This window comes from Roseateles chitinivorans, from assembly GCF_050632145.1.
Lineage (GTDB): Bacteria > Pseudomonadota > Gammaproteobacteria > Burkholderiales > Burkholderiaceae_C > Roseateles > Roseateles chitinivorans_B.
Genome location: NZ_CP192577.1, coordinates 2,308,096 through 2,327,364 on the forward strand (window position 1 = coordinate 2,308,096; position 19,269 = coordinate 2,327,364).

A 19,269-nucleotide genomic window follows, 5' to 3' on the forward strand; every position below is an offset into this window, starting at 1 on the left:
TTACTCGCCGACGACGCCGTCGTGGATCGAGGCGGCGGCCTCGAGTGCGTTCTTCGCGCTGGCGACCTGCGACTGGAAGGCTGCCTTGGCGGTCGCGGGCAGTGTGACCGCCTCGGAGGCCCGGGCGATCACGCGCGGATCCTGCTGCTTGCCGTTGACGCGGAATTCGAAGTGCAGATGCGGCCCGGTGGCCCAGCCGGTCGAGCCGACGGCACCGATCTTCTGGCCCTGCTCGATCTTCTGGCCCTTCTTGACGTCGATCCGGCTCAGGTGGGCATAGACCGTCATGCGGCTGCCACTGTGCTTGAGCTGGATGACATTGCCGAAGCCGTTCTGCCAGCCGGCGAACTCGACGTTGCCATCGCCGACGCTGCGCACCGCAGTGCCCGTCGGCGCGCCGTAGTCGATGCCCTGATGCTGGCGCCACGTCTGCAGGATCGGATGGAAACGCATCGCGAAGCCCGAGGTGACGCGCGAGAACTCCATCGGGCTTGCCAGGAACGAGCGGCGCTTGCTCTCGCCGTCGAAGCCGTAGTAGTTGCTCTTGCCGCTGGCCGGGTCGCGGAACAGCACCGACTGATAGTTCTTGCCGTTGTTCACGAACTCGGCAGCCAGCAGGCGGCCCGAGCGGTTGCCCCAGGTGATGGGTTCGCCATCGGCGGTCAGGGTTTCGTAGACCAGCGAGAAGCGGTCGCCCTTGCGCAGTTCGCGGTGGAAGTCGATGTCGCCCGAGAACATGTCCGCCAACTGCGTGGCGATCGCGTCGGGCACGTTGGCCTCGTCGGTCGCGGCGAACAGCGAAGACTGGATCGTGCCGCTGCCCAGGCGTGTCTGCGTCTCGTACGCCACGGTCTCGAGCTTCGAGACGAACTTGTCGCCCTGGCGCGTGATGCTCAGGCGCGTGAAATGGGTGTCCAGCTGATCGTTGGATTCGGCGGCGTAGCGGGCCACCAGGGACTGCACCTCGCCGCTAGCGGTCGCGACGACTTGCACGCGCTTGCCGATCCGGCCGGTCAACAGCTTCCGGGCGGTGTCGTCGGTGCGCAGGAACGACGCGGCGGCCGAGTCGAATGCGCCCATGCGCTTGAGCAGCACATCGGCGGTATCGGCGGCGCGGGTGACATCGCTGCGCGACAGGCCTGGATCGAACGCGGCCAGGTCGGCCAGTTGCGCGTCCAGCGATTGCAGCGGGATGGATTCGGAGATGACACGTTGCGGAAGGTCCGCGGCGTCAGGGGCCAGCGGCGCGACGCCGAAGGCGGTCACGGCAAAGCCGCTCAGGACGCCGACCACGGTGCCGGTCAGGGCGCGGGGGTGTTTGGCCGCGAAGGATTCGGCGCGAGCGAGGGTGCGCTGCACGCGCTGCCATTCGTCATTCCAATTCATCACGCGCCGAAGACCTTTTTCTGGAGCCTGAGGGGCGCCATCCGCCGCCACGCCTGGAGAGCGCGTGGCCGGATGGCCCGGACCGGGATTCGGTGGCCTGTCAAGCGAAGGACGCCCTGAGGGGCGTCCGGAGCATTCGGCAGACCGTCCACTAGAATCGCCGTCTTGCGTTGCAGCGACAGGTCAGGCATGTGAATTGCCCTCTTGGCGCCCCGCAAAAACAGCCGAAAGTATAGCGGCGGGCCCGGGTTACAGATGCTAGAAAACCCGATAAATCAAGACTTTACGTAAGCCCGTGCGGGCTCCGAAGTGCCATGTCTGACATCCGAACCCAAGCGGCGCCGGCCACCGAATTCCCGATCACGGATAGTGTCCGTCATGCAATGCAGCAATCGCTGCGCGGCTGTGAGGAATTGCTGCCGCAGGACGAATGGCTGAAGAAGCTGGCGCGGTCCGAGGCCACCGGTCAGCCCTTGCGCATCAAGCTGGGCCTGGACCCGACCGCCCCCGACATCCACGTCGGCCACACGGTGGTGCTCAACAAGATGCGCCAGCTGCAGGACCTGGGCCACCAGGTGATCTTCCTGATCGGCGACTTCACCTCGATGATCGGCGACCCGTCCGGCCGCAACGCGACGCGTCCGCCGCTGACGCCGGAGCAGATCAAGCACAACGCCGAGACCTACTACAAGCAGGCCAGCCTGGTGCTGGACCCGGCGCGCACCGAGATCCGCTACAACAGCGAATGGAGCGATCCGCTGGGCGCGCGCGGCCTCATCCAGCTGGCGGCGAAGTACACCGTGGCCCGCATGATGGAGCGCGACGACTTCACCAAGCGCTACGCGGCCGGCACGCCGATCTCGGTGCACGAGTTCCTCTACCCGCTGATGCAGGGCTACGACTCGGTGGCGCTGAAGTCCGACCTGGAGCTCGGCGGCACCGACCAGAAATTCAATCTGCTGATGGGCCGGCACCTGCAGGCCGAGTACGGTCAGGAATCGCAGTGCATCCTGACGATGCCGCTGCTCGAGGGCCTGGACGGCGTCGAGAAGATGTCCAAGTCCAAGAACAACTACGTGGGCATCACCGAGCCGGCCAACGGCATGTTCGCCAAGATCCTGTCGATCAGCGACGTGCAGATGTGGAAGTGGTTCGACCTGCTGAGCTTCAAGTCCATCGAGGAGATCGCCGCGCTGAAGCGCGAGATCGAGGGCGGGCGCAATCCGAAGGAAGCGAAGGTGATGCTCGCCAAGGAGATCACCGCGCGTTTCCACAGCGCGCAGGCGGCGGAAGATGCCGAAGCGGACTTCAACAACCGTGCCCGCGGCGGCATCCCGGACGACATCCCCGAGATCTCGTTGAGCGGCGCCCCGATGGGCATCGCGGCCTTGCTGAAGGCGGCGAACCTGGTGCCGTCGAACGGCGAGGGCAACCGCAAGATCGAGCAGGGCGGCGTCAAGATCGACGGCGTCACGATCAGCGACAAGGCCTTGAAGGTCGAGGCCGGCACGATGGTGCTGCAGGTCGGCAAGCGCCAATTCGCGCGCGTCACGCTGAGCTGAACGCACGACAGCAACGACAAACGGGAGGCCAAGGCCTCCCGTTTTCATTGGTGGACAGCGAGTGTCACCGGGACCGGAACAGGGTGGGAGGTTCGCGGACGCGAGGCCTCCTATCCTGTGCAGGGCCGCGCCCGGCCCCTCATAGTTACTGCTTGATCGGTCGCAGATACGGCCCTGGCTTCGGCGTCTTGATCGGGTCCTTGGCGATCGCGTCCTTGAGCCAGGAGATTGCCGCATCGAGCTGCGCATCCTGGCCGTTCGCGGTGGCGCGCGGCGGGTTGTCGACCTCGATGTCCGGCGTCACGCCCTTGCCTTCGACCAGGAACTGGCCGTCGATGGTGATCTGCCCGTTCTCCGCCGAGCGCATCAGCCCGTTGTCCATCAGCCGGTTCTGATCCGACAGCCACACGCCCGCACCCGAGGTCGTCTTGCCGATGACCGGTCCGAGGCCCAGGCGCTTGAAGCCTTCGGAGAAGGTTTCCCCGTCGGAGTAGGTTTCCTCGTTGGCGATCACGACGACCTTGCCGCGGAACACCTGCTGCATGTTCGGATACGGCTTGCTCGCATACGGCGAGCGTGGCTGCCAGAACGCCCAGGCGCGACGCAGCAGCGTCTGCAGGATCCAGCTGTCGATGTTGCCGCCGTTGTTGTGGCGGACGTCGATGATGAGACCTTCGCGCTCGCTCTGGGCGTAGAACTCGCGGACGAAGTCGCCGATGTCGTCGCGGGTCATCGCGCGCAGGTGCAGGTAGCCGATCTTGCCGTCGGCGGCCTTGTCGACGAGCTTGCCACGGCTGAAGCGCCAGTCGTTGACACGGAGCTGTCCTTCGCGCCGCATGTCGACCGGCGTGACCACGACCGGGCGCTCCTTGCCCGACGGCTCGCGCACCTGCAGCAGCACCTGCTTGCCGGCCTGGCCGCGCATCAGTTCGCTCGGGTCGGGGACCTGCGTGGCGTCGCGGCCGTTGATCTGCGTGATCACCGTGCCCACCGGCAGGTTCAGTCCTGGCGCCGCCAGCGGGGCGGCCTCGGACGGCAGCTCCGGATCGCCGGCGTAGATGCGGGCGATCTTCCAGCCCTTCGGATCGCGATCCAGCTGCGCGCCCAGGCCGGCGAAGCCCGGCTCCTCGACGCCGCGGCGCACCTCGCCCGGCGCGACCTGGCTGTGCAGCAGGCTCAGCTCGCCGACCATCTGCGCCATGATTTCAGCGAGTTCGTTGCGCTCCGTGACGCGCTCGACCAGCGGTGCGTACTTCGCCTTCATCGCGACCCAGTCCACGCCGTGCATGTCCTTGTCGTAGAAGAAGTCGCGCTGCATGCGCCACGCATCGTTGAAGAGCTGGCGCCATTCGGCCTTCGGATCGACGGCGATCTGCCAGTCGGTCCAGCGCACGCGCGCCTTCTCCAGGTCGCCCGGGATCTTCGGACCCGCGTCGACGATCAGGATCTCCGGCGCGGCGCCCGGCGCGGCCGGACGGCGGATCATCAGCTTCTTGCCGTCGGCGCTCAGGTCCCAGAAGGCGACGCCTTCGGAGAAGGTCTCGAGCTTCGATTCCTGCGGGCCGATCGGCAGCTGGCGCAGGAAGGTGCCTTCCTGCAGGTACAGCCGCTTCGAGTCGACCGCCAGCGCGTTGTAGTTGGCCGGCGTGACCGGCACCTCGTACAGGCGCAGCGAGAGGCCGGGGATCTGGATCTCCGGCTTGCCCTTGGGCGCCGGTTTGGTGTCCTTCACGGCCGCGGCCTTGGCCTCCTCGACCTTCTGCTTGGACTCCTTGTTGTCGGGCTTGTCCTTCTCCTGCTCGCGGACCTCGGCCTCTTCCTTGGCCTTCATCGACTGCAGTTCGTCCGGTGCGGCGAACGGGAAACGCAGACCCGGCTGCAGCGCCAGCGCGTAGACCTTCCAGCCGCGGTCGAAGTACGGGCCCATGTTGCGGTCGCCCCAGGGGCCGGGGTTGCCGGTCACGTTGAAGGTGCGGCGCGACAGGAAGTACAGCCACTGGCCGTCGGGGCTGAAGGCCGGCGCGGTGGCGGCGTAACGGTCGCTGCCGAGCTGGTGGACCTTGCCGTCGGCGACGGTCAGCAGCATCAGCTGCTCGCGGTAGGGGTTGCTGGTGTTGCGGACGTAGGCCATCGCCTTGCCGTCGGCGGACCAGGTCATGAACTGCGCGCCGTCGCCCAGTTGATCGTGGTCGACTTCGCGGGTTGCCGCGGCGCGGTTCGGATGCTTGAGGTCGGTCAGGAAGAGGCGACCTTCCTTGTCGGCGTGCGCGATCCAGCGGCCGTCCGGCGACGGCGACAGCGTGCGCCGCATCGCGACCGCGCCTTCGGTGATCTGCTTGGGCTGGCCGGTGCCGTTGGCGGCGAAGCGCCAGATCTCGAGTTCACCGCTGAAGTCGCAGAGCGCGAACACCGACTGGCTGTCGCCGCTGAAGGCGTTGTCGCGGCAGCGGCCGGCGTCGGTCAGGGCGGCGGGCACGGGCAACTCGGCACGACGCAGCGGACCGACGCCTTGCGTGGCCAGACGGCCGCGCGAGGTCATCACGACCTGCTCGCCGTTGGGCGACAGCGAGACGGCGGTCAGGTAGTCCTGCGGACGGGTGACCCAGCGCTTGCGCTGCTGGTCGTAGTCGCCGCCCAGGCTGATGGCGATCTTCTGCTCGGAGGCGCTGCCGCTGCCGCTGCCACTGCCATTGAGGTCGATGCGGTAGAGGTCGGCGCCGAGCGCATAGACCGCCTGCGCCCCATCCAGGCTCGCATGACGGACGTCCCAGCCCTTGTGTCGGGTGTGCTGGCGCGGATCGGAGCCGTCGGCCTTCACGGACCACAGGTTGTAGGTGCCGTCGCGGTCGGACAGGAAGGCGATGCGGGCAGTGCCGGACGCGTCCGTGTAGGGCATCGGGCGGCGGTCGTTGGCGCCTTCGGGCAGCAGCGGTCTCGCTTCGGCGGTGCTGGAGAGATCCATCACCCACAGCCGGGCGAGGGCGCCGCCGCGGTACTGGCGGGCGTTGTCGCCGCGCAGGCCGTTGCGGGTGAAGTACAGGGTCTTGCCGTCGGTGCTGAGCGCGCCGTCGCTGGCCTGGCCGACGGGCAGCGCGCGGTGCGCGCCGGTGATCAGGGAGACCAGATGCAGCTGGGTGCCGGGTTCGCCGCGCTCGGTGGCGCCGGAGTAGAGCACCTCGTTCTCGGCGGTGACGCCCCAGACGCGCACGGCGCCGGTGTCCCAGGTCAGGCGGCGGGCGACGCCGCCGGCTGCCGGCATCACGAACACGTCGCCGGCCGATTCCTGCTGGCCGACGAAGGCGATCCAGCGGCCGTCGGGCGAGATGGCCGGGAAGGTCTCGGCGCCGCCATGCGTGGTGATGCGCTGGGCGGTGCCGCCGGCGGCGTTGGCCTGCCAGAGGTCGCCTTCCGCGACGAAGACCAGCCGGCCGCCGCGCAGCGCGGGCTGGCGATAGAAGCCGAGCGAGGGATCCGTGACGGCTGGCCGGGCGGGGGCACGGCGGGCGACGGCGTCGGCGGTTCCCGCAGCCGCAACCGAGCTGGCGACCGCGGAGGCGGTGGGGGCGGTGGATTCGGCGGCGATGGCGAGGGTGGCCATCGAGCAGGCCGTGGCGATGGCCAGGCGACGGAGCGTGATGCGCATCGTGATCTTCCTTGTGGGAGTCCGGGGCGGAACGTCGGAATGTGGATGAGGAGGGGGCCGGCCTGACGGCAGCCGGAAGTCATGCGGCGCGGATTCTGGCGCCGCGTTCCGGCGTCAGCGGTTCGTCACCCCCATGGCCACGTGCCCGGCGGGCACGTGGGGGACGGCGTTCTCGATGTGGCCATGCTGGTCGTCGAAGAAGAAGTCGGGCTCGAACTCGCGCAGGAATTCGCCCTTGGGCAGGCCGCCCAGGAACATGGCTTCATCGACCTCGACGTCCCAGTCCATCAGCGTGCGGATGGCGCGCTCATGGGCGGGGGCGCTGCGGGCGGTGACGAGCGCGGTGCGCAGGCGCATCGGCACGGTGGGCGCGTCCTGCAGGCGCTGAAGTTCATGCAGCACCTGCTTGAACGGACCGGCGGGCAGCGGGGTCAGCTTGCGGGCGATCTCGTGCTCCTGGAAGGCGTCGAGGCCGTCGCGCTGGTAGACCTGTTCGGCCTCGTCGGAGAAGAGCACCGCGTCGCCGTCGAAGGCGATGCGCAATTCATCCGGATAGGCGGCGGAGGCGCGCGCCGACTGCGGGAAAACACGGGCCGCCGCGACGCCCGCGACGAGCGCAGATCGCACGTCGTCCTCATTGGCGGAGAGGAACAGCTGCGCCTTGAGCGGTTTCAGGTAGCGCCAGGGGCTGTGGCCACGCGTGAAGACGCCGCGTTCGATGTTCAGGCCGTAATGCTGCGCGGAGCGGAACACGCGCATGCCGGAGATCGGGTCGTTACGCGACAGCACGACGACCTCGACGCGGGGCGTCCCGCCCGGCGCGTTGAAGGCGAGCAGCTTGCGCACGAGGGAGAACGCGGTGCCGGGCTTGGCGGGCTCGTCCAGGCGCTGCTGCTGCAGGCGCATGTAGGCGCGGTCGTCGCTGTTCTCGAAGAGCTGGTTCTCTTCTTCGAAGTCGAACAGCGCGCGGGAGGAAAGGGCCACCACCAGGCGGCCGTCGAGGGAGGCAGGCATGGGCCGGATGATAGGCCGCAGCCCGACACCGGGGATCGGCGCGTGGGCGCCGGCGGGGCCGGCCTTACTGCGCCGCCAGCTTGTTCATGTCGATGATCGGCAGCAGGACCGACAGCACGATCAGCATCACCACGCCGCCCATCGCCACGATCAGCAGCGGTTCCAGCAGCGTGGCCAGCGTCATCGCGCGGCGCTTCACCTCATTGCCGAGCTGCTTGGCCGCGCGCTGCAGCATGTCGGGCAACTGGCCGGTCTGCTCGCCCAGCCGGGCGAACATCGACAGCAGCCCCGGGAAGCGCTTCTTGCCCGCGAGCGCCGCGCCCAGCGGCGCGCCTTCGCGGACCTGCACCAGCGCGTCCATCGCGTCGGCGCGCATCGCGCTGTTGGACAGCGTCTCCGCCGCGGCCTGCAGCGCCTTCAGGATCGGCACCCCCGCGCCCGCCAGCATCGCCAGCGTGCCCGAGAAGCGCGCCGCGTTGTACCCGCGCGCCAGCCGGCCCAGCACCGGCACGTTCAGGAAGGCCGCGTCGAAGCGCTGGCGCGGTCCGTCGCGCTTGAGCACCTGCCGCATGCCGAAAGCCCCGCCGACCACGACGATCAGGATCACCAGGCCCCAGTTCCTCAGCACGTCGGAGGTGCCCATCATGATGCGCGTCAGCAGCGGCAGGGTCTGCCGCGTCTGCGTGAACACCGCCGCCACCTGCGGCACGACGTAGGTCAGCAGGAAGCTCACCGCCAGCACCGCGATGATGCAGACGATCACCGGATACGCCAGCGCGCCGAACAGCTCCGAGCGCAGCCGCTGCTGTTCCTCGAGGTCGTCCGCCAGGCTCTCCAGCACGGGGCCGAGCGCGCCGCTCTGCTCGCCGGCGGCGACCACCGCGCGGTAGACGTCGTCGAACTCACGCGGTGCGAGGCCCAGCGCACGCGCGAACGACGAGCCCGCGTTGATCTCCGCCTTCAGCTGCGACATCAGTTCGCGCTGGCGCGGATCGTCGGCTTCGTCGGCCAGCGCGGCCATCGAGCGCTCCAGCGGCAGCCCCGCCGCGACGAGTCCCGCGAGCTGCCGCGTCCACACCGCCAGGCCGGCCGCCTTGAATGCGCGTCGCGTGAAACGCGACTGCTTGCCCGGCTGCGCCGCCACCGCCTTCACCTCCAAAGGCACCAGGCCCTGCGTCCGCAGCTGCGTCCGCGCGGCTTTCAGCGTGTCCGCTTCCAGCAGGCCCGTACGGGACTTGCCGGACGCATCCAGGGCGTCGTACTTGAAGGCGGGCATCGCTCGGAACCTCGTGTCTCTACTGCTCGTGCGTCCGTGTCATCACCGCGATCACTCGCGCGTGACCCGCAGCACTTCCTCTTCGGACGTGACGCCCGTGGCCACCAGCCGGTCGCCGTCCTCGCGCATCGAGCGCAGGCCGTTCGCGCGCGCCGCTTCCAGCAGCGCCGACTCGGGCGCCTGGTTGTGGATCAGGCTGCGGATCGCGCCGTCGCACACCATCAGTTCGTACACGCCGGTCCGGCCCTTGTAGCCGCTGCTCGAGCAGGACGAGCAGCCCACCGGGTGATAACGCGTGCCGCCGCCGGGGATCGGCTCGGGCGACTTGCACACCGGGCACAGCTTGCGCACCAGCCGCTGCGCCAGCACGCCCAGCAGCGACGAGCTCAGCAGGAAGGGCTCCACGCCCATGTCGGTCAGGCGCGTCACCGCGCTCACGGCGTCGTTCGTGTGCAGCGTCGCCAGGACCAGGTGACCCGTCAGCGAGGCCTGGATCGCGATCTGCGCCGTCTCGTAATCGCGGATTTCGCCGATCATGATCACGTCCGGATCCTGGCGCAGGATCGCACGCAGCGCCTTCGCGAAGGTCAGGTCGATCCGCGAGTTCACCTGCGTCTGGCCGATGCCGGGCAGTTCGTATTCGATCGGATCCTCGACGGTCAGCACGTTCGTCGTCGACGTGTCCACCGTCTGCAGCGCCGCATACAGCGTCGTCGTCTTGCCCGAGCCCGTCGGACCCGTCACCAGCACGATGCCGTGGGGCTGCTGCACGACGCGCTGGAAGCGTTCCAGCCGCTCGCCGTCCATGCCCAGCGCGGCGAGCGTGAAGCGCGATTCCGACTTGTCCAGCAGACGCAGCACCGCGCGCTCGCCGTGCGCCGACGGCAGCGTGCTCACGCGCACGTCGATCGCGCGGCCACCGATGCGCAGCGAGATCCGGCCGTCCTGCGGCAGCCGCTTCTCGGCGATGTCGAGCTCCGCCATGATCTTCAGCCGCGAGATCAGCGCCGCGTGCAGCGCGCGGTTCGGCCGCACGACCTCGCGCAGCGTGCCGTCGACGCGGAAGCGCACCGAGCTCTCGCGCTCGTAGGGTTCGATGTGGATGTCGCTCGCGCCGTTGTTCGCGGCCTGCGTCAGCAGCGCGTTGAGCATCCGGATGATGGGCGCGTCGTCGGCGGCTTCCAGCAGGTCCTCGACCGCCGGCAGGTCCTGCATCATGCGCGACAGGTCGACGGCGTTCTCGACCTCGCCGATCACCAGCGCGGCGTTGTCCTCGCCGCCGGCATAGGCGGACTGGATGCGCGTCGACAGCTCGGCGACGCTCAGGCATTCGATGCGCGTCGGCGCGTAGACGCGCTGCAGCTCCGACAGCACCGGCAGCGTCAGCGCCGGCGACGCCCACAGCGTGCGCTGCTGGCCGTCGTCCTCGATCAGCAGTTGCTGCGCCTTGGCGACGGCGTAGGGAAGGGGATGGCGGCTGCCCATGATCGCTCCGGGCTCAGCGGCCTTGCGGGCCGCTGGCCGCGTCGCCCGGCGCCTTGGCCGGGCCCGGCACCGGCGACGAGGCCGGGTACACCGGCAGCGGCAGTTGCTGGGGCAGCGTGCCGCCGGGCACCGAGGCCGGCTTCTCCGGCAGCAGCGGGGCGCCGGTGTCGGGCAGCACCAGGGTGCTCTTCGGCTGCGATTCCTGCTGGTAGGCGCGGATCGCGTCGTAGCGGTCCATCGTCAGCGCCGCCGCGCTTTCCGGCGTGCGCAGGACCACCGGACGCAGGAAGATCATCAGGTTGGACTTGGTCCGCTTGCGGCTCTGGCTCTTGAACAGGTTGCCCAGGATGGGGATGTCGCCCAGTCCCGGCACCTTGTCCTCGCCATCGGTGTATTCATCCTTCAACATGCCGCCGAGCACCAGCACCTGACCGTCCTCCAGCGTCACCGAGGTCTCCACCGCGCTCTTGTCGAAGGTCGGACCCTGCGTGCCCGAGTTGACCGAGGCCACGACGCTGGAGTTCTCCTGGTACGCCTTCATGCGCACGGTGCCGTTCTCGCCGACGGTGGCGCGCACCTTCAGACGCAGACCGACGTCGCGGCGCTCGAAGGTCTGGAAGGGGCTGCTCGTGGTGCCCGACGTCGTCGTCGAGTTGCCGGTCAGCACCGGGACGTTGCTGCCGATCAGCAAATCGGCCTCCTCGTTGTCCTGGACGATCAAGGATGGCGTGGAGAGCACGTTGGTACCCGCCACGGAACCCAGCACGTTGGCGATCGCCCCCAGCGTGTACAAGCTGCCGACCTTCTTGATGATGCCGACGTTCAATCCCGTGGGAATCTTTCCGGACGCGATCGCGCCCGGAACGCCGTTGGTGCCATCCGTGCCGGCCGCCGTGGCGGCGGTCAGGTTCAGGATGTTCGAGAAGCCGGTGCCGAAGTTGGTGCCGACCGCGCCTTCGCCGAACAGCTGCTGGAACTGCACGCCGAACTGGCCGGCCTTGCTCGCGTCGACCTTCACGATCAGCGCTTCGACGTAGACCTGCGCACGGCGCGTGTCGAGCTGCTCGACGACCGCGCGGATCTGGCGGTACATCGGCTCCGGCGCCGTGATGATCAGCGAGTTGGTCGCGGGATCGGCCTGGACGAAGCCGCCGGTGCTCACCTGCGCGGTCTGGCTGACCTGCGTCGAGGCGCCGCCGCTGCCGCTCGATCCGCTGGAACCCGAGCCCGACGAGCTGCCGCCGAAGGACCCGCTGTTGCCCGCGAAGCCGCCCGACTGTCCTGCGCTCCCGGTCTGCGCGCCGGCGAAGTTGCCGGTGCCGCCGCCGCCGCTGTTGGAGCCGCCGGCGCCCGGACCCGCGTTGTTGGTGTACGCCGCGCGCAGCACCGTGGCCAGACGCACCGCGTCCGCATTCTTCAGGTAGATCACGCGGATGCTGCCGCCGGTGTCGCTGCTCGGCTGGTCGAGCTTGGCGATCATCGCGCGCAGCTGCATCAGCTTGGCCGGATTGGCCGCGCGCACGATCAGCGCGTTGCTGCGCGGATCGGCCATCACGCTGCCGCTGCCGCCGCCCCCGCCTTGCACCTGCACGCCTTGCGCGCCACCACCGCCGTCCGTCAGCCGTTGCACCAGCTGCACGATGTCCGAGGCCACCGCGTTGCGCAGCGGGATCACCTCGATGTCGGTGTTGGACGGCTGGTCCAGCGCCGCCACGATGCGGCTGATGCGCTGCAGGTTGTCGGCGTAGTCGGTGATGACCAGGCTGTTGTTGCCCGGGTTCGCGTTGATCGTGTTGTTCGGCGTGATCAGCGGACGCAGCACCGCGACCAGGTTGTTCGCGTTCTCGTGGCTGAGCTTGAAGATCTGCGTGACGACCTGGTCGCCGCGCGAGCGCGATTCACCGGCGATGGTCACCGAGCCGGTCTGCAGCTTGGCTTCGGCCTCGGGCACGAGCTTCAGCAGCCCGCCTGCCTCGACCATCGCGAAGCCCATGCCGCGCAGCGAGGCCAGGTAGCTCAGGTAGGCCTCCTGCACCGGCACCGGCTGCTCGGCGGTCAGCGTCATCGTGCCCTTGACCCGCGGGTCGACGAGGATGGGCTTGCCCAGCGCGGCGGACATCGCGCGGGAGACGGCCTCGATGTCGGTGTTGACGAAGTTCAGCGTGACCGGCGTGCTCGCGCGCACGGCGGGTTGCCGGCGGTTCTGCTGCTGGCTCGCCTGTGCGCCGACCTGCATCGGCAGGCTGCCCGCGATCAGGGTGATCGCGACGCCCAGCGCCGTCGGTCGCATCATGTGCTTGTTCATGCTCATCCCACCGAGATGATCGAGCGCACGCCCTCGCGGCGCCCGATGATGTTCAACAAATTGGCCAATGCGGCTTCGCTGCCCGGCGCGGCTGTCGCCTCGCCGCGGAATTGCGTCCGCGTCGCGCCCAGGGTGCCCTGGCCGCTCAGTTGCAATGGACCCTGGCTCGTCGTCAGGATCAGCTGCGGCGCCGGACCGCCGCCGACCAGGCCCATCCGGTAGCTGCCCAGCGGCGACACCTGCGCCAGCCGCGACGAGAAGTCGCGCAGTTCGACCAGGGCCAGCCCGCTCACGTTGATCGTCTGGCCCCGGCCGTCGAAGACGAAGCCCTGTGCGCTGACGGCGATGACGCCGTCCGGCGCCAGCGTGTTCCAGGGCGTGCCCAGTCCCGCCAGCCACGCCGCCGGCCATCGGATCCACGGCTGTTCGGGCGTGGCGTCGGGCAGGCGCACGGTGACGCGATTCATGCCGAAGCCCGCCGTCAGCGGCGCGCCGGGCTTGATGCAGCAGGACTGGTCCAGCGTCAGCCGCACGCCCAGGCCGCCGTCGATCCACGTCGGTCGCAGCGACCAGCCCAGGCGTTGCGGCAGTTCGCTCGCGTCGCGGCTGCCTTCGCCCGGGCTCAGGATGACGCGCGCGCTGCCGTTCCAGAGGCTGCCGCGCGCGTCGGCGAGCAGCAGCCGCTCATTCGTCGCCGACGCCACCGCCTTGGCCAGCCACGCCGCCGGGGCCCAGACGACGACCGCGGTCAGCAGCCCCAGCACGGCGCCGACACACGCCCAGCGTGCGGCGGCACGATCGTTGCGGACCAGGGCCACGACCTTGCCCGGCGCGGCCAGGATCATGAAGGCCGACTGCATGAAGGCCGACTGCTGGAAAGCCGACTGACTGAAGCGTGACTTGCGTGCCATCGCTCAGGTCCCGTCGCCGCGGGCAGCTGCAGGGTCATCCGGCCGCTGAAACCCTGCGGACCGTTCTGCAGTTCGGCTTCCTGCGGACGCGCGCGCGCGCCCTGGCGCGCCTCGCTGATCCACAGCGCCAGCGCACCGCCCGGCACGCCGCGCAGCCGCAACTGGGCCTGCGTTCCGCTGAACGTCAGTTCGGCGGCCGGCCCCAGTCGCGCGGTCGCGGCCTTCAGGGCCGTCATCGACTGCTCGGTGGACACCGGCACCGCCTGCTTGAAGGCCTGCGCCTGCTGCGCCATGGTGCGCATCTGCTGGAGCTCGCGATCGAGCCGGTCGATCTCGCCCGGCGCCTTGCGCAGCGTGCCCCAGGCCGGCGCGATGGCGATCAGCCACAGCAGCAGCAGGCTGACGATCACGGCGGTCACCCGCGCGATCAGTCGGTCGCGCGGTGCGGCGGCCCGCCAGCGGGCCACGAGGTCCCGTTGCATGGTCGTGAGGCTGTTCATCGGTTGTCGGGTCGCAGGCTGAGTTGGAGCGCGTCGCCGTCCTCGGCGACCCGCAGGACGGGGTCCTGGGCGAGCCGATCGCGCAATTGCGCGCGTTGCGGCGGCGACAGCCCGGCCAGAAGGAGCCGACCTTGCTCGAAACGGATGTTGGGCAGCGGCGGCTCGCCCGGCGGCCAGACGCGGGCGACCGCGCCGAGCAGGTCCTCGAGATCGCCGGGACCGACCTGACCCGCGCCGCCGCGCAGCGCCTCGGTCTCGCGGACCATCTGGGTGCGGGCGTCACGGACCACGCGGACCTGCGGGAAGGCCTGTCGCAGCAACGCTTCCTGCTCCGCCTTGCGCGCGTCGATGGCGCGGCTCTGCTGCCAGGCCATCGCGTTCAGGCCGATCACCTGGGTGGCGATCAGGCCCACGAGGCCCCAGCGGAACGGCCGCCAGGTCGGCGTCTGCAGCGTCTGCCACGCCTGATGGACGCGTCGCCAGCCGCGCTGGCGCGGCGTCAGGTCGAACTGCAGCAGATTGATCGGCGCCTCGCGGGCGGCCCAGAAGCGATCGGTGTCGTTGAGCACCTGCACCTTGCGACCCAGCCACTGTTCGGCCTGGGCGGCCGCGGCGGGGCTGGCGGACACCGGGGCGTCGGCCCACCAGTCCTCGCCCAGCCAGCCGCGCAGGCCGCCGCTGTCCAGCGGGAAGGTGGCGACGCCGTCGGCCCGGAAGACGCGCAGCCGGGCGCGGTCGTCGGGACCGGCGTGGACGTGGCCGCCCTCCTTGCCATCGGGGCCTGCGGCCACGACAGCGGGCGCAGCGACTCGACCATCAGCCCGGCCGCTTCCATCGCCTGCAGATGCGTGCGCAGCGGCTCGCGTGCGGTCACGGCGATCCAGTGCGACTGGCCGTCGATGTCGCGACTCTCCATCAGCGCGAGGTGCAGCCGCTCGGGATCTTCGAGCAGATGGTCCTCCATCACGCCGACGATGGCGCTGCGCAACTTTGCGCCCTTGATCTTGGGCAGTTGCGCCGGAAGCCAGCTGACCTGGTCGTCGCCGAGCAGCAGCACCACGCGATCGGCGTGCGGCATCGCATCCAGCGGGGCGCGCTGTCCGTGCCCGCGTGCGTGGGCCGGCGCTTGCGCGTCGTGGCTGAACCAGAATTCGTAGTCGTGCGGGGCGGCGCCGTTCTGAGGCGGGCTGGCCGGCAGGAGGATGAGCAGGGTACTCATGAGAACGCGGATTCTAGGAGGGCTTGGATGACGGATTGGCCTCCGGCGCCCCCGAGCAAGCCCGTAGACGACCCCCTTACAAGTGCATGCATCCCGTCCCTCTTCTTTCCAATCGTTTCAAGCGCGTGTGGGTGGCGCGCGACGCTGTCCCGGGCGTTCAAGGCGTGGCTCCATAGCCGTTGGTCGTCGTCCCCGCCAGTGTCGACTGGCGTTGCAGGCGCTGGCGGTCCATGACGCGCACATTGGTGCCGTCCCGGAACACCAGGGACCGCTGCGCCAGGATCCGGTCGTCCATCCGCAACTGGCCTTCGACGAAGAAGTAGGCCGACGTGAAGCCGGCCATCTGCTGGCGCGTGTCGGTGGCGGGGATCCCCGCCACCAGTGACGTGAGACGCTCGTCCCAGGCCGTGAACGCCTTGCTCTGACGGGCCCGGACGATGCTGTCGGCGACGCCGAGGTCCACGCCCAGGACGTCCGCGATGACCTCCCGGGAGGCGGTGTTGAGGTTCAGTGTCGTCTGCGCCTTGGGCAGCAGCACGGCCAGGGTGCTCAGCCGCGCGACCTGTTCATCGTTGAGGCCGAACCAGCGCAGCTGGTCGATCCGGGCCGGTCTCAGGGGCACGTCGCCCTGCTGGTCGGCGCCCTTGCCGCCGGCCGAGGCGATGAGATTCTTCTGGACCTGTTCGGCGATCGATGCGCTCATCCCCGCGCGCTGGAAGATCCGGCGTGCCGCGTTCAGGTTGTCGATGGCCTTCTGCGCGGCCTGCGTGTCCGGTGCCTGCCCGGGCTGCGGCTGTGCCGGCTGCGTCTCGAGGTTGCGCAGGTTGAACAGGCCCTGTGCGTCGTCGATGTGGCCCGAGAGGAAGGCGTCCGGGCCGGAGTCCTCCGACTTGTTCTCGTCCTGCGACAGGAAGCTGGAGAGTCGCGCTTCGGCCAGCGGCACGGCCCAGACCTCGCCGAGGTTGTCGCTCTGCCCCTCGACGTTCCTGCGGGAGGCCTTGGCGTCCTCGGCCAGGATCAGCCGGGCCCAGTCGAGCGCGCCCTGCAGCACCCAGTCCGCCTGGGCGCGGCCCCGGTCGGCGGCCTCGATCTGGATCGAGCGCGACTGCCGCCACAGCATGGCGGCGGACAAGGTGGTCACCAGCACGACGATGAGCAGCGCGGTGAGCAGTGCGGCGCCGCGCGACGATCGCGTCCGGCGCGGCGAACGGGGAGGGCGGTGCGCATCAGCTGCCGGCCTCCACCGCGACTTCACGGATCAGTTCGCCGCGGTAGCCGCTGTCCTCGCCGAATTGCAGCCGCATGCGGACGCCTTCCGGCATGCTGTTCGACGGTTGGGACTTGTTCGCCTGGTCCTTGTCGTCGTTCCTGTCGAGCGAGGATTGCGCGTTGGCCCAGGCCCCTTGCTGGAAGAAGTACATCTGCCAGCCGAGCACACGATCCAGTCCGGGCAGGTCCCGCATCTCCTTGGCATTGAGCTGCTGGCTGCGGAACCACGCATCCCGCAGGGCATCGGCGTTGGCCAGCGTCTGCGACTCCCACCGCGCCAGCCGGCCTTCCTTGAGCTGCCAGACCACCAGCTGCAGACCGGCCTCGCGACGGCGCGTGATGCGCAGCGTCGCGCCGTCGAAAGTCAGCGCGTCGAACACGTCGCTCTTCTGCACCTCGCGCAGATCCAGCTCCCATTGGCGGATCAAGGTCTGCAGCGTCTCCGCGCGATCCATCGCCGCCTCGTTGCGCTCGCGGCTGGTGGTGAGCGTCGAGACCGCGCGCCACGCCATGACCGACATCACCGCCATCACGACGAGCGCGACGACGACCTCGATCAGCGTGAACCCGCGCGCGGCGCGCCGGGAAGGGCCTGTCGCGCGGCGCATCAGGAGTTGCGTCCCACGATGGTGGTGATCGTCAGCAGCGGCCGGTCGCGGTCGTCGAACACCTGGGCCTCGACGCGTCGGAAGTTCGGATTCGGGGTGCCGCGCACGATCATCTTGACGTTGAAATCGCGGCCGAGCTGCGAGCAGCTGACGCTGTTGTCGCCGATGCCCGGGAACGCCTTGGTCAGGCGCATCTCGGTGAGTTCGTTCTCGGCGCACCACTGCGCCAGCGAGTTGATCGCGAGCCGGTCCGAGTTCGAGGTCATCGCGCCGGCGGCGCGCAGTCCGGCCGCCAGGCAGAGCGCGACGATGGTCAGCGCCACCAGCACCTCGACGAGCGTGAATCCGCGCGCGCGCCGCGTGTGAATGGCGGGTCTCATGTGCCGCCCTTCGCGATCGCGAACGGGCGCAGCCCGTCGGTGGCCAGCGTGATGCGGTGATCCCCGCGGATCAGCGTCACGCGCTGCGCGCCGATCAGCGGCTCCGGGCCGAGGCGGATCGAGCGTCCATTGATGGTGGCCCCCTCGATCTCGACGATCGGCGGCTCGCCCAGCCAGGGACGTTCCAGTTCCAGGCGCTTCACCAGCGCGGCCGGCAGACCGGTGACGCGGTAACGGGTGGCGTCGTTGCTCGAATCGGGGATCCAGCGCACGTCGAGCGATGCCGCGCGCGCTTCCGAACGGGCCGTCTCGAGCACCGAGGCCAGGTGCAGCGCCTCGCGCTCCAGTTGCACGTCGGCCCGGTCGCGCACGGCCACCGCGACGGTGGCGCTGGCGATCGCCACGATCGTGATCGCGACGATCAGTTCGATCAGCGTGAAGCCGCGCTGGAGTCGGCCGGACGGACGCGCGCGCACGGCTCTGGGCGGTCGGTGGGGGTGGGAGCGAAGCGCACGGCAGGCCGCGCGCTTATTCCCAGGATCCGATGTCGGCGTCGGAACCTTCGCCGCCCGGCTTGCCGTCCCCGCCCAGGCTGTAGATGTCGATCTCGCCCTTCAGGCCGGGGTTGTCGTACTGGTACGGATTGCCCCACGGATCCTTGGGCAGCTTCTCGATGTAGACCTTCCAGTTCGGCGCCGCCGGGCCGCTGGTGGGCTTGGCCACGAGCGCGCCCAGGCCCTGTTCGCCGCTCGGATAGCGGCCGTTGTCCATCTTGTAGAGCTTGAGCGCCTGCATCAGCGTGTTGACATCGGAGCGTGCCGCCGTGCGGCGCGCTTCGGACACGTGGTTCATCACCGCCGGCACGACCACCGCGCCCATGACGGCGACGATGGTGATGGCGACGATCAGTTCGATCAGCGTGAAGCCGCGGGCACGGCGCGGGGAGAACTTGGAGAAGGGTCGACGCATGGTGTTGCAATCCTCGTGGAGCCGCCCTTGGTGGCCCATCGCGCTGCATCATAATCGTCGGATGCATGCACGATGGTTAAGCTTCGTAGTCTGGGCGGCGATGGCGGCGAGCCTCGCGTACTGGTCGTTGACGCTGATGGTGAAGGGCCCCCAGGCCCCCGCCATGACGCGATCCGCGATCGCCGAAAGCGTCCCCGCCGACTGGACTCGACTCTTCGCTGCCGCCAAGGCGGCGGAGGCCCCGGTCGAGTCCGCCTCTTCGCGTTATCAGCTGCTGGGGGTGGTCGCACCGACGGCGGGCGGACGTTATCCCGGTGAGGGCGTGGCGCTGATCGCGACCGCCGGGGGCGTGCCGAAGCCCGTGCGCATGGGCTTTCCCGTCGATGGCGACCTGAAATTGATCGAGATCAATCGTCGCGATGTGGGCCTGGGCACCGGCACGGCGGTGACCGTCCGGTTGAGCCTCGCGCCTGGCGCGCCGGACCTGGTGCTCGCGCCGCCGCCACAGTTCGCGCCGGGTGGCGGCATGGCCCCGCCGCCGAACTTCGCCGGTCCGCAGATGCAGCCGCACGCCGGCGCACCGGGGCCGGACGGCATCGTGCCGCCGACGGCCGTGACCGGTTCGCTGCCGCAGATGCCTCCCGGCGACGGCAGTAACAATCCGATCAGGTAATTCCAAAGAGGTAGCGCGTCTGGCGCCTGCCCCATCGAGGGCGCCAAGCGCCAAGCGCCGAACAGGCCA

At 69.5% G+C, this 19,269-nt stretch carries 17 protein-coding genes; 2 read left to right on the forward strand and 15 right to left on the reverse strand.

Annotated elements, in window-relative coordinates:
* Entirely contained in the window at positions 1-1,386 is a 1,386-nt protein-coding gene (locus tag ACQ86G_RS10560) for a peptidoglycan DD-metalloendopeptidase family protein (RefSeq protein ID WP_431260523.1), read from the reverse strand.
* A 383-nt stretch (positions 1,387-1,769) separates the two neighbouring features.
* On the opposite strand from ACQ86G_RS10560, the gene tyrS reads away from it, so the two are divergent.
* The gene (tyrS, locus tag ACQ86G_RS10565) at positions 1,770-2,948 is read left to right on the forward strand and encodes a tyrosine--tRNA ligase (RefSeq protein ID WP_431260524.1); all 1,179 of its coding nucleotides are present in this window, start codon (positions 1,770-1,772) and stop codon (positions 2,946-2,948) included.
* Positions 2,949-3,093: 145 nt separating this feature from the next.
* Here the strand turns inward: tyrS and ACQ86G_RS10570 are convergent, their stop codons facing one another.
* The 14 genes from ACQ86G_RS10570 to gspG form a co-directional block, all read right to left on the reverse strand.
* The gene (locus tag ACQ86G_RS10570) at positions 3,094-6,591 is read right to left on the reverse strand and encodes a S41 family peptidase (RefSeq protein ID WP_431260525.1); all 3,498 of its coding nucleotides are present in this window, start codon (positions 6,589-6,591) and stop codon (positions 3,094-3,096) included.
* A 114-nt stretch (positions 6,592-6,705) separates the two neighbouring features.
* Positions 6,706-7,605, reverse strand: a complete 900-nt coding sequence (locus ACQ86G_RS10575; protein ID WP_431260526.1) for a 5'-nucleotidase — start codon at positions 7,603-7,605, stop codon at positions 6,706-6,708.
* A gap of 64 nt (positions 7,606-7,669) precedes the next feature.
* A complete protein-coding gene (gene gspF, locus ACQ86G_RS10580; protein ID WP_431260527.1) occupies positions 7,670-8,881 on the reverse strand; it encodes a type II secretion system inner membrane protein GspF in 1,212 nt (403 codons plus the stop codon).
* A 51-nt stretch (positions 8,882-8,932) separates the two neighbouring features.
* Entirely contained in the window at positions 8,933-10,366 is a 1,434-nt protein-coding gene (gene gspE / locus ACQ86G_RS10585; RefSeq protein ID WP_431260528.1) for a type II secretion system ATPase GspE, read from the reverse strand.
* Between the two features lie 13 nt (positions 10,367-10,379).
* A complete protein-coding gene (gene gspD, locus ACQ86G_RS10590) occupies positions 10,380-12,671 on the reverse strand; it encodes a type II secretion system secretin GspD (protein ID WP_431260529.1) in 2,292 nt (763 codons plus the stop codon).
* A 2-nt stretch (positions 12,672-12,673) separates the two neighbouring features.
* Positions 12,674-13,582 (reverse strand): type II secretion system protein N, encoded by a 909-nt coding sequence (gspN, locus tag ACQ86G_RS10595; RefSeq protein ID WP_431260530.1) that lies wholly within the window; start codon positions 13,580-13,582, stop codon positions 12,674-12,676.
* Positions 13,513-14,082, reverse strand: a complete 570-nt coding sequence (gene gspM / locus ACQ86G_RS10600) for a type II secretion system protein GspM (RefSeq protein ID WP_431260531.1) — start codon at positions 14,080-14,082, stop codon at positions 13,513-13,515. Before gspM ends, gspN begins: the two co-directional genes overlap by 70 nt.
* Positions 14,079-14,657, reverse strand: coding sequence for a GspL/Epsl periplasmic domain-containing protein (locus tag ACQ86G_RS10605; protein WP_431261370.1), 579 nt, complete (start codon positions 14,655-14,657; stop codon positions 14,079-14,081). Before ACQ86G_RS10605 ends, gspM begins: the two co-directional genes overlap by 4 nt.
* On the reverse strand, positions 14,582-15,301 hold the full coding sequence (gspL, locus tag ACQ86G_RS10610; protein ID WP_431260532.1) for a type II secretion system protein GspL: 720 nt from the start codon (positions 15,299-15,301) through the stop codon (positions 14,582-14,584). The genes ACQ86G_RS10605 and gspL overlap by 76 nt, the downstream gene beginning before the upstream one ends.
* A gap of 157 nt (positions 15,302-15,458) precedes the next feature.
* On the reverse strand, positions 15,459-16,556 hold the full coding sequence (gspK, locus tag ACQ86G_RS10615) for a type II secretion system minor pseudopilin GspK (RefSeq protein WP_431260533.1): 1,098 nt from the start codon (positions 16,554-16,556) through the stop codon (positions 15,459-15,461).
* The gene (locus ACQ86G_RS10620) at positions 16,528-17,178 is read right to left on the reverse strand and encodes a PulJ/GspJ family protein (RefSeq protein ID WP_431260534.1); all 651 of its coding nucleotides are present in this window, start codon (positions 17,176-17,178) and stop codon (positions 16,528-16,530) included. Before ACQ86G_RS10620 ends, gspK begins: the two co-directional genes overlap by 29 nt.
* Positions 17,178-17,558: a type II secretion system minor pseudopilin GspI gene (gene gspI, locus ACQ86G_RS10625; protein WP_431260535.1), complete on the reverse strand. Its 381-nt coding sequence runs from the start codon at positions 17,556-17,558 to the stop codon at positions 17,178-17,180. The genes ACQ86G_RS10620 and gspI overlap by 1 nt, the downstream gene beginning before the upstream one ends.
* Positions 17,555-18,034 carry a type II secretion system protein gene (locus ACQ86G_RS10630; RefSeq protein WP_431260536.1) on the reverse strand — a complete coding sequence of 160 codons (480 nt, stop codon included), beginning with the start codon at positions 18,032-18,034 and terminating at the stop codon, positions 17,555-17,557. The genes gspI and ACQ86G_RS10630 overlap by 4 nt, the downstream gene beginning before the upstream one ends.
* A gap of 52 nt (positions 18,035-18,086) precedes the next feature.
* Positions 18,087-18,527 carry a type II secretion system major pseudopilin GspG gene (gspG, locus tag ACQ86G_RS10635; protein ID WP_431260537.1) on the reverse strand — a complete coding sequence of 147 codons (441 nt, stop codon included), beginning with the start codon at positions 18,525-18,527 and terminating at the stop codon, positions 18,087-18,089.
* On the opposite strand from gspG, the gene ACQ86G_RS10640 reads away from it, so the two are divergent.
* Complete coding sequence (locus ACQ86G_RS10640) at positions 18,526-19,200, forward strand: hypothetical protein (protein WP_431260538.1); 675 nt, start codon at positions 18,526-18,528, stop codon at positions 19,198-19,200. The genes gspG and ACQ86G_RS10640 overlap by 2 nt on opposite strands.
* Positions 19,201-19,269: the final 69 nt, after the last annotated feature.

Coding starts and splice junctions, on each gene's coding strand:
- ACQ86G_RS10560 (WP_431260523.1), bottom strand. CDS start 1,386: ATGAATTGGAATGACGAATGGCAGCGCGTGCAGCGCACCCTCGCTCGC.
- tyrS (WP_431260524.1), top strand. CDS start 1,770: ATGCAGCAATCGCTGCGCGGCTGTGAGGAATTGCTGCCGCAGGACGAA.
- ACQ86G_RS10570 (WP_431260525.1), bottom strand. CDS start 6,591: ATGCGCATCACGCTCCGTCGCCTGGCCATCGCCACGGCCTGCTCGATG.
- ACQ86G_RS10575 (WP_431260526.1), bottom strand. CDS start 7,605: ATGCCTGCCTCCCTCGACGGCCGCCTGGTGGTGGCCCTTTCCTCCCGC.
- gspF (WP_431260527.1), bottom strand. CDS start 8,881: ATGCCCGCCTTCAAGTACGACGCCCTGGATGCGTCCGGCAAGTCCCGT.
- gspE (WP_431260528.1), bottom strand. CDS start 10,366: ATGGGCAGCCGCCATCCCCTTCCCTACGCCGTCGCCAAGGCGCAGCAA.
- gspD (WP_431260529.1), bottom strand. CDS start 12,671: ATGAACAAGCACATGATGCGACCGACGGCGCTGGGCGTCGCGATCACC.
- gspN (WP_431260530.1), bottom strand. CDS start 13,582: ATGGCACGCAAGTCACGCTTCAGTCAGTCGGCTTTCCAGCAGTCGGCC.
- gspM (WP_431260531.1), bottom strand. CDS start 14,082: ATGAACAGCCTCACGACCATGCAACGGGACCTCGTGGCCCGCTGGCGG.
- gspL (WP_431260532.1), bottom strand. CDS start 15,301: ATGAGTACCCTGCTCATCCTCCTGCCGGCCAGCCCGCCTCAGAACGGC.
- ACQ86G_RS10620 (WP_431260534.1), bottom strand. CDS start 17,178: ATGCGCCGCGCGACAGGCCCTTCCCGGCGCGCCGCGCGCGGGTTCACG.
- gspI (WP_431260535.1), bottom strand. CDS start 17,558: ATGAGACCCGCCATTCACACGCGGCGCGCGCGCGGATTCACGCTCGTC.
- ACQ86G_RS10640 (WP_431260538.1), top strand. CDS start 18,526: ATGGTGTTGCAATCCTCGTGGAGCCGCCCTTGGTGGCCCATCGCGCTG.
- gspG (WP_431260537.1), bottom strand. CDS start 18,527: ATGCGTCGACCCTTCTCCAAGTTCTCCCCGCGCCGTGCCCGCGGCTTC.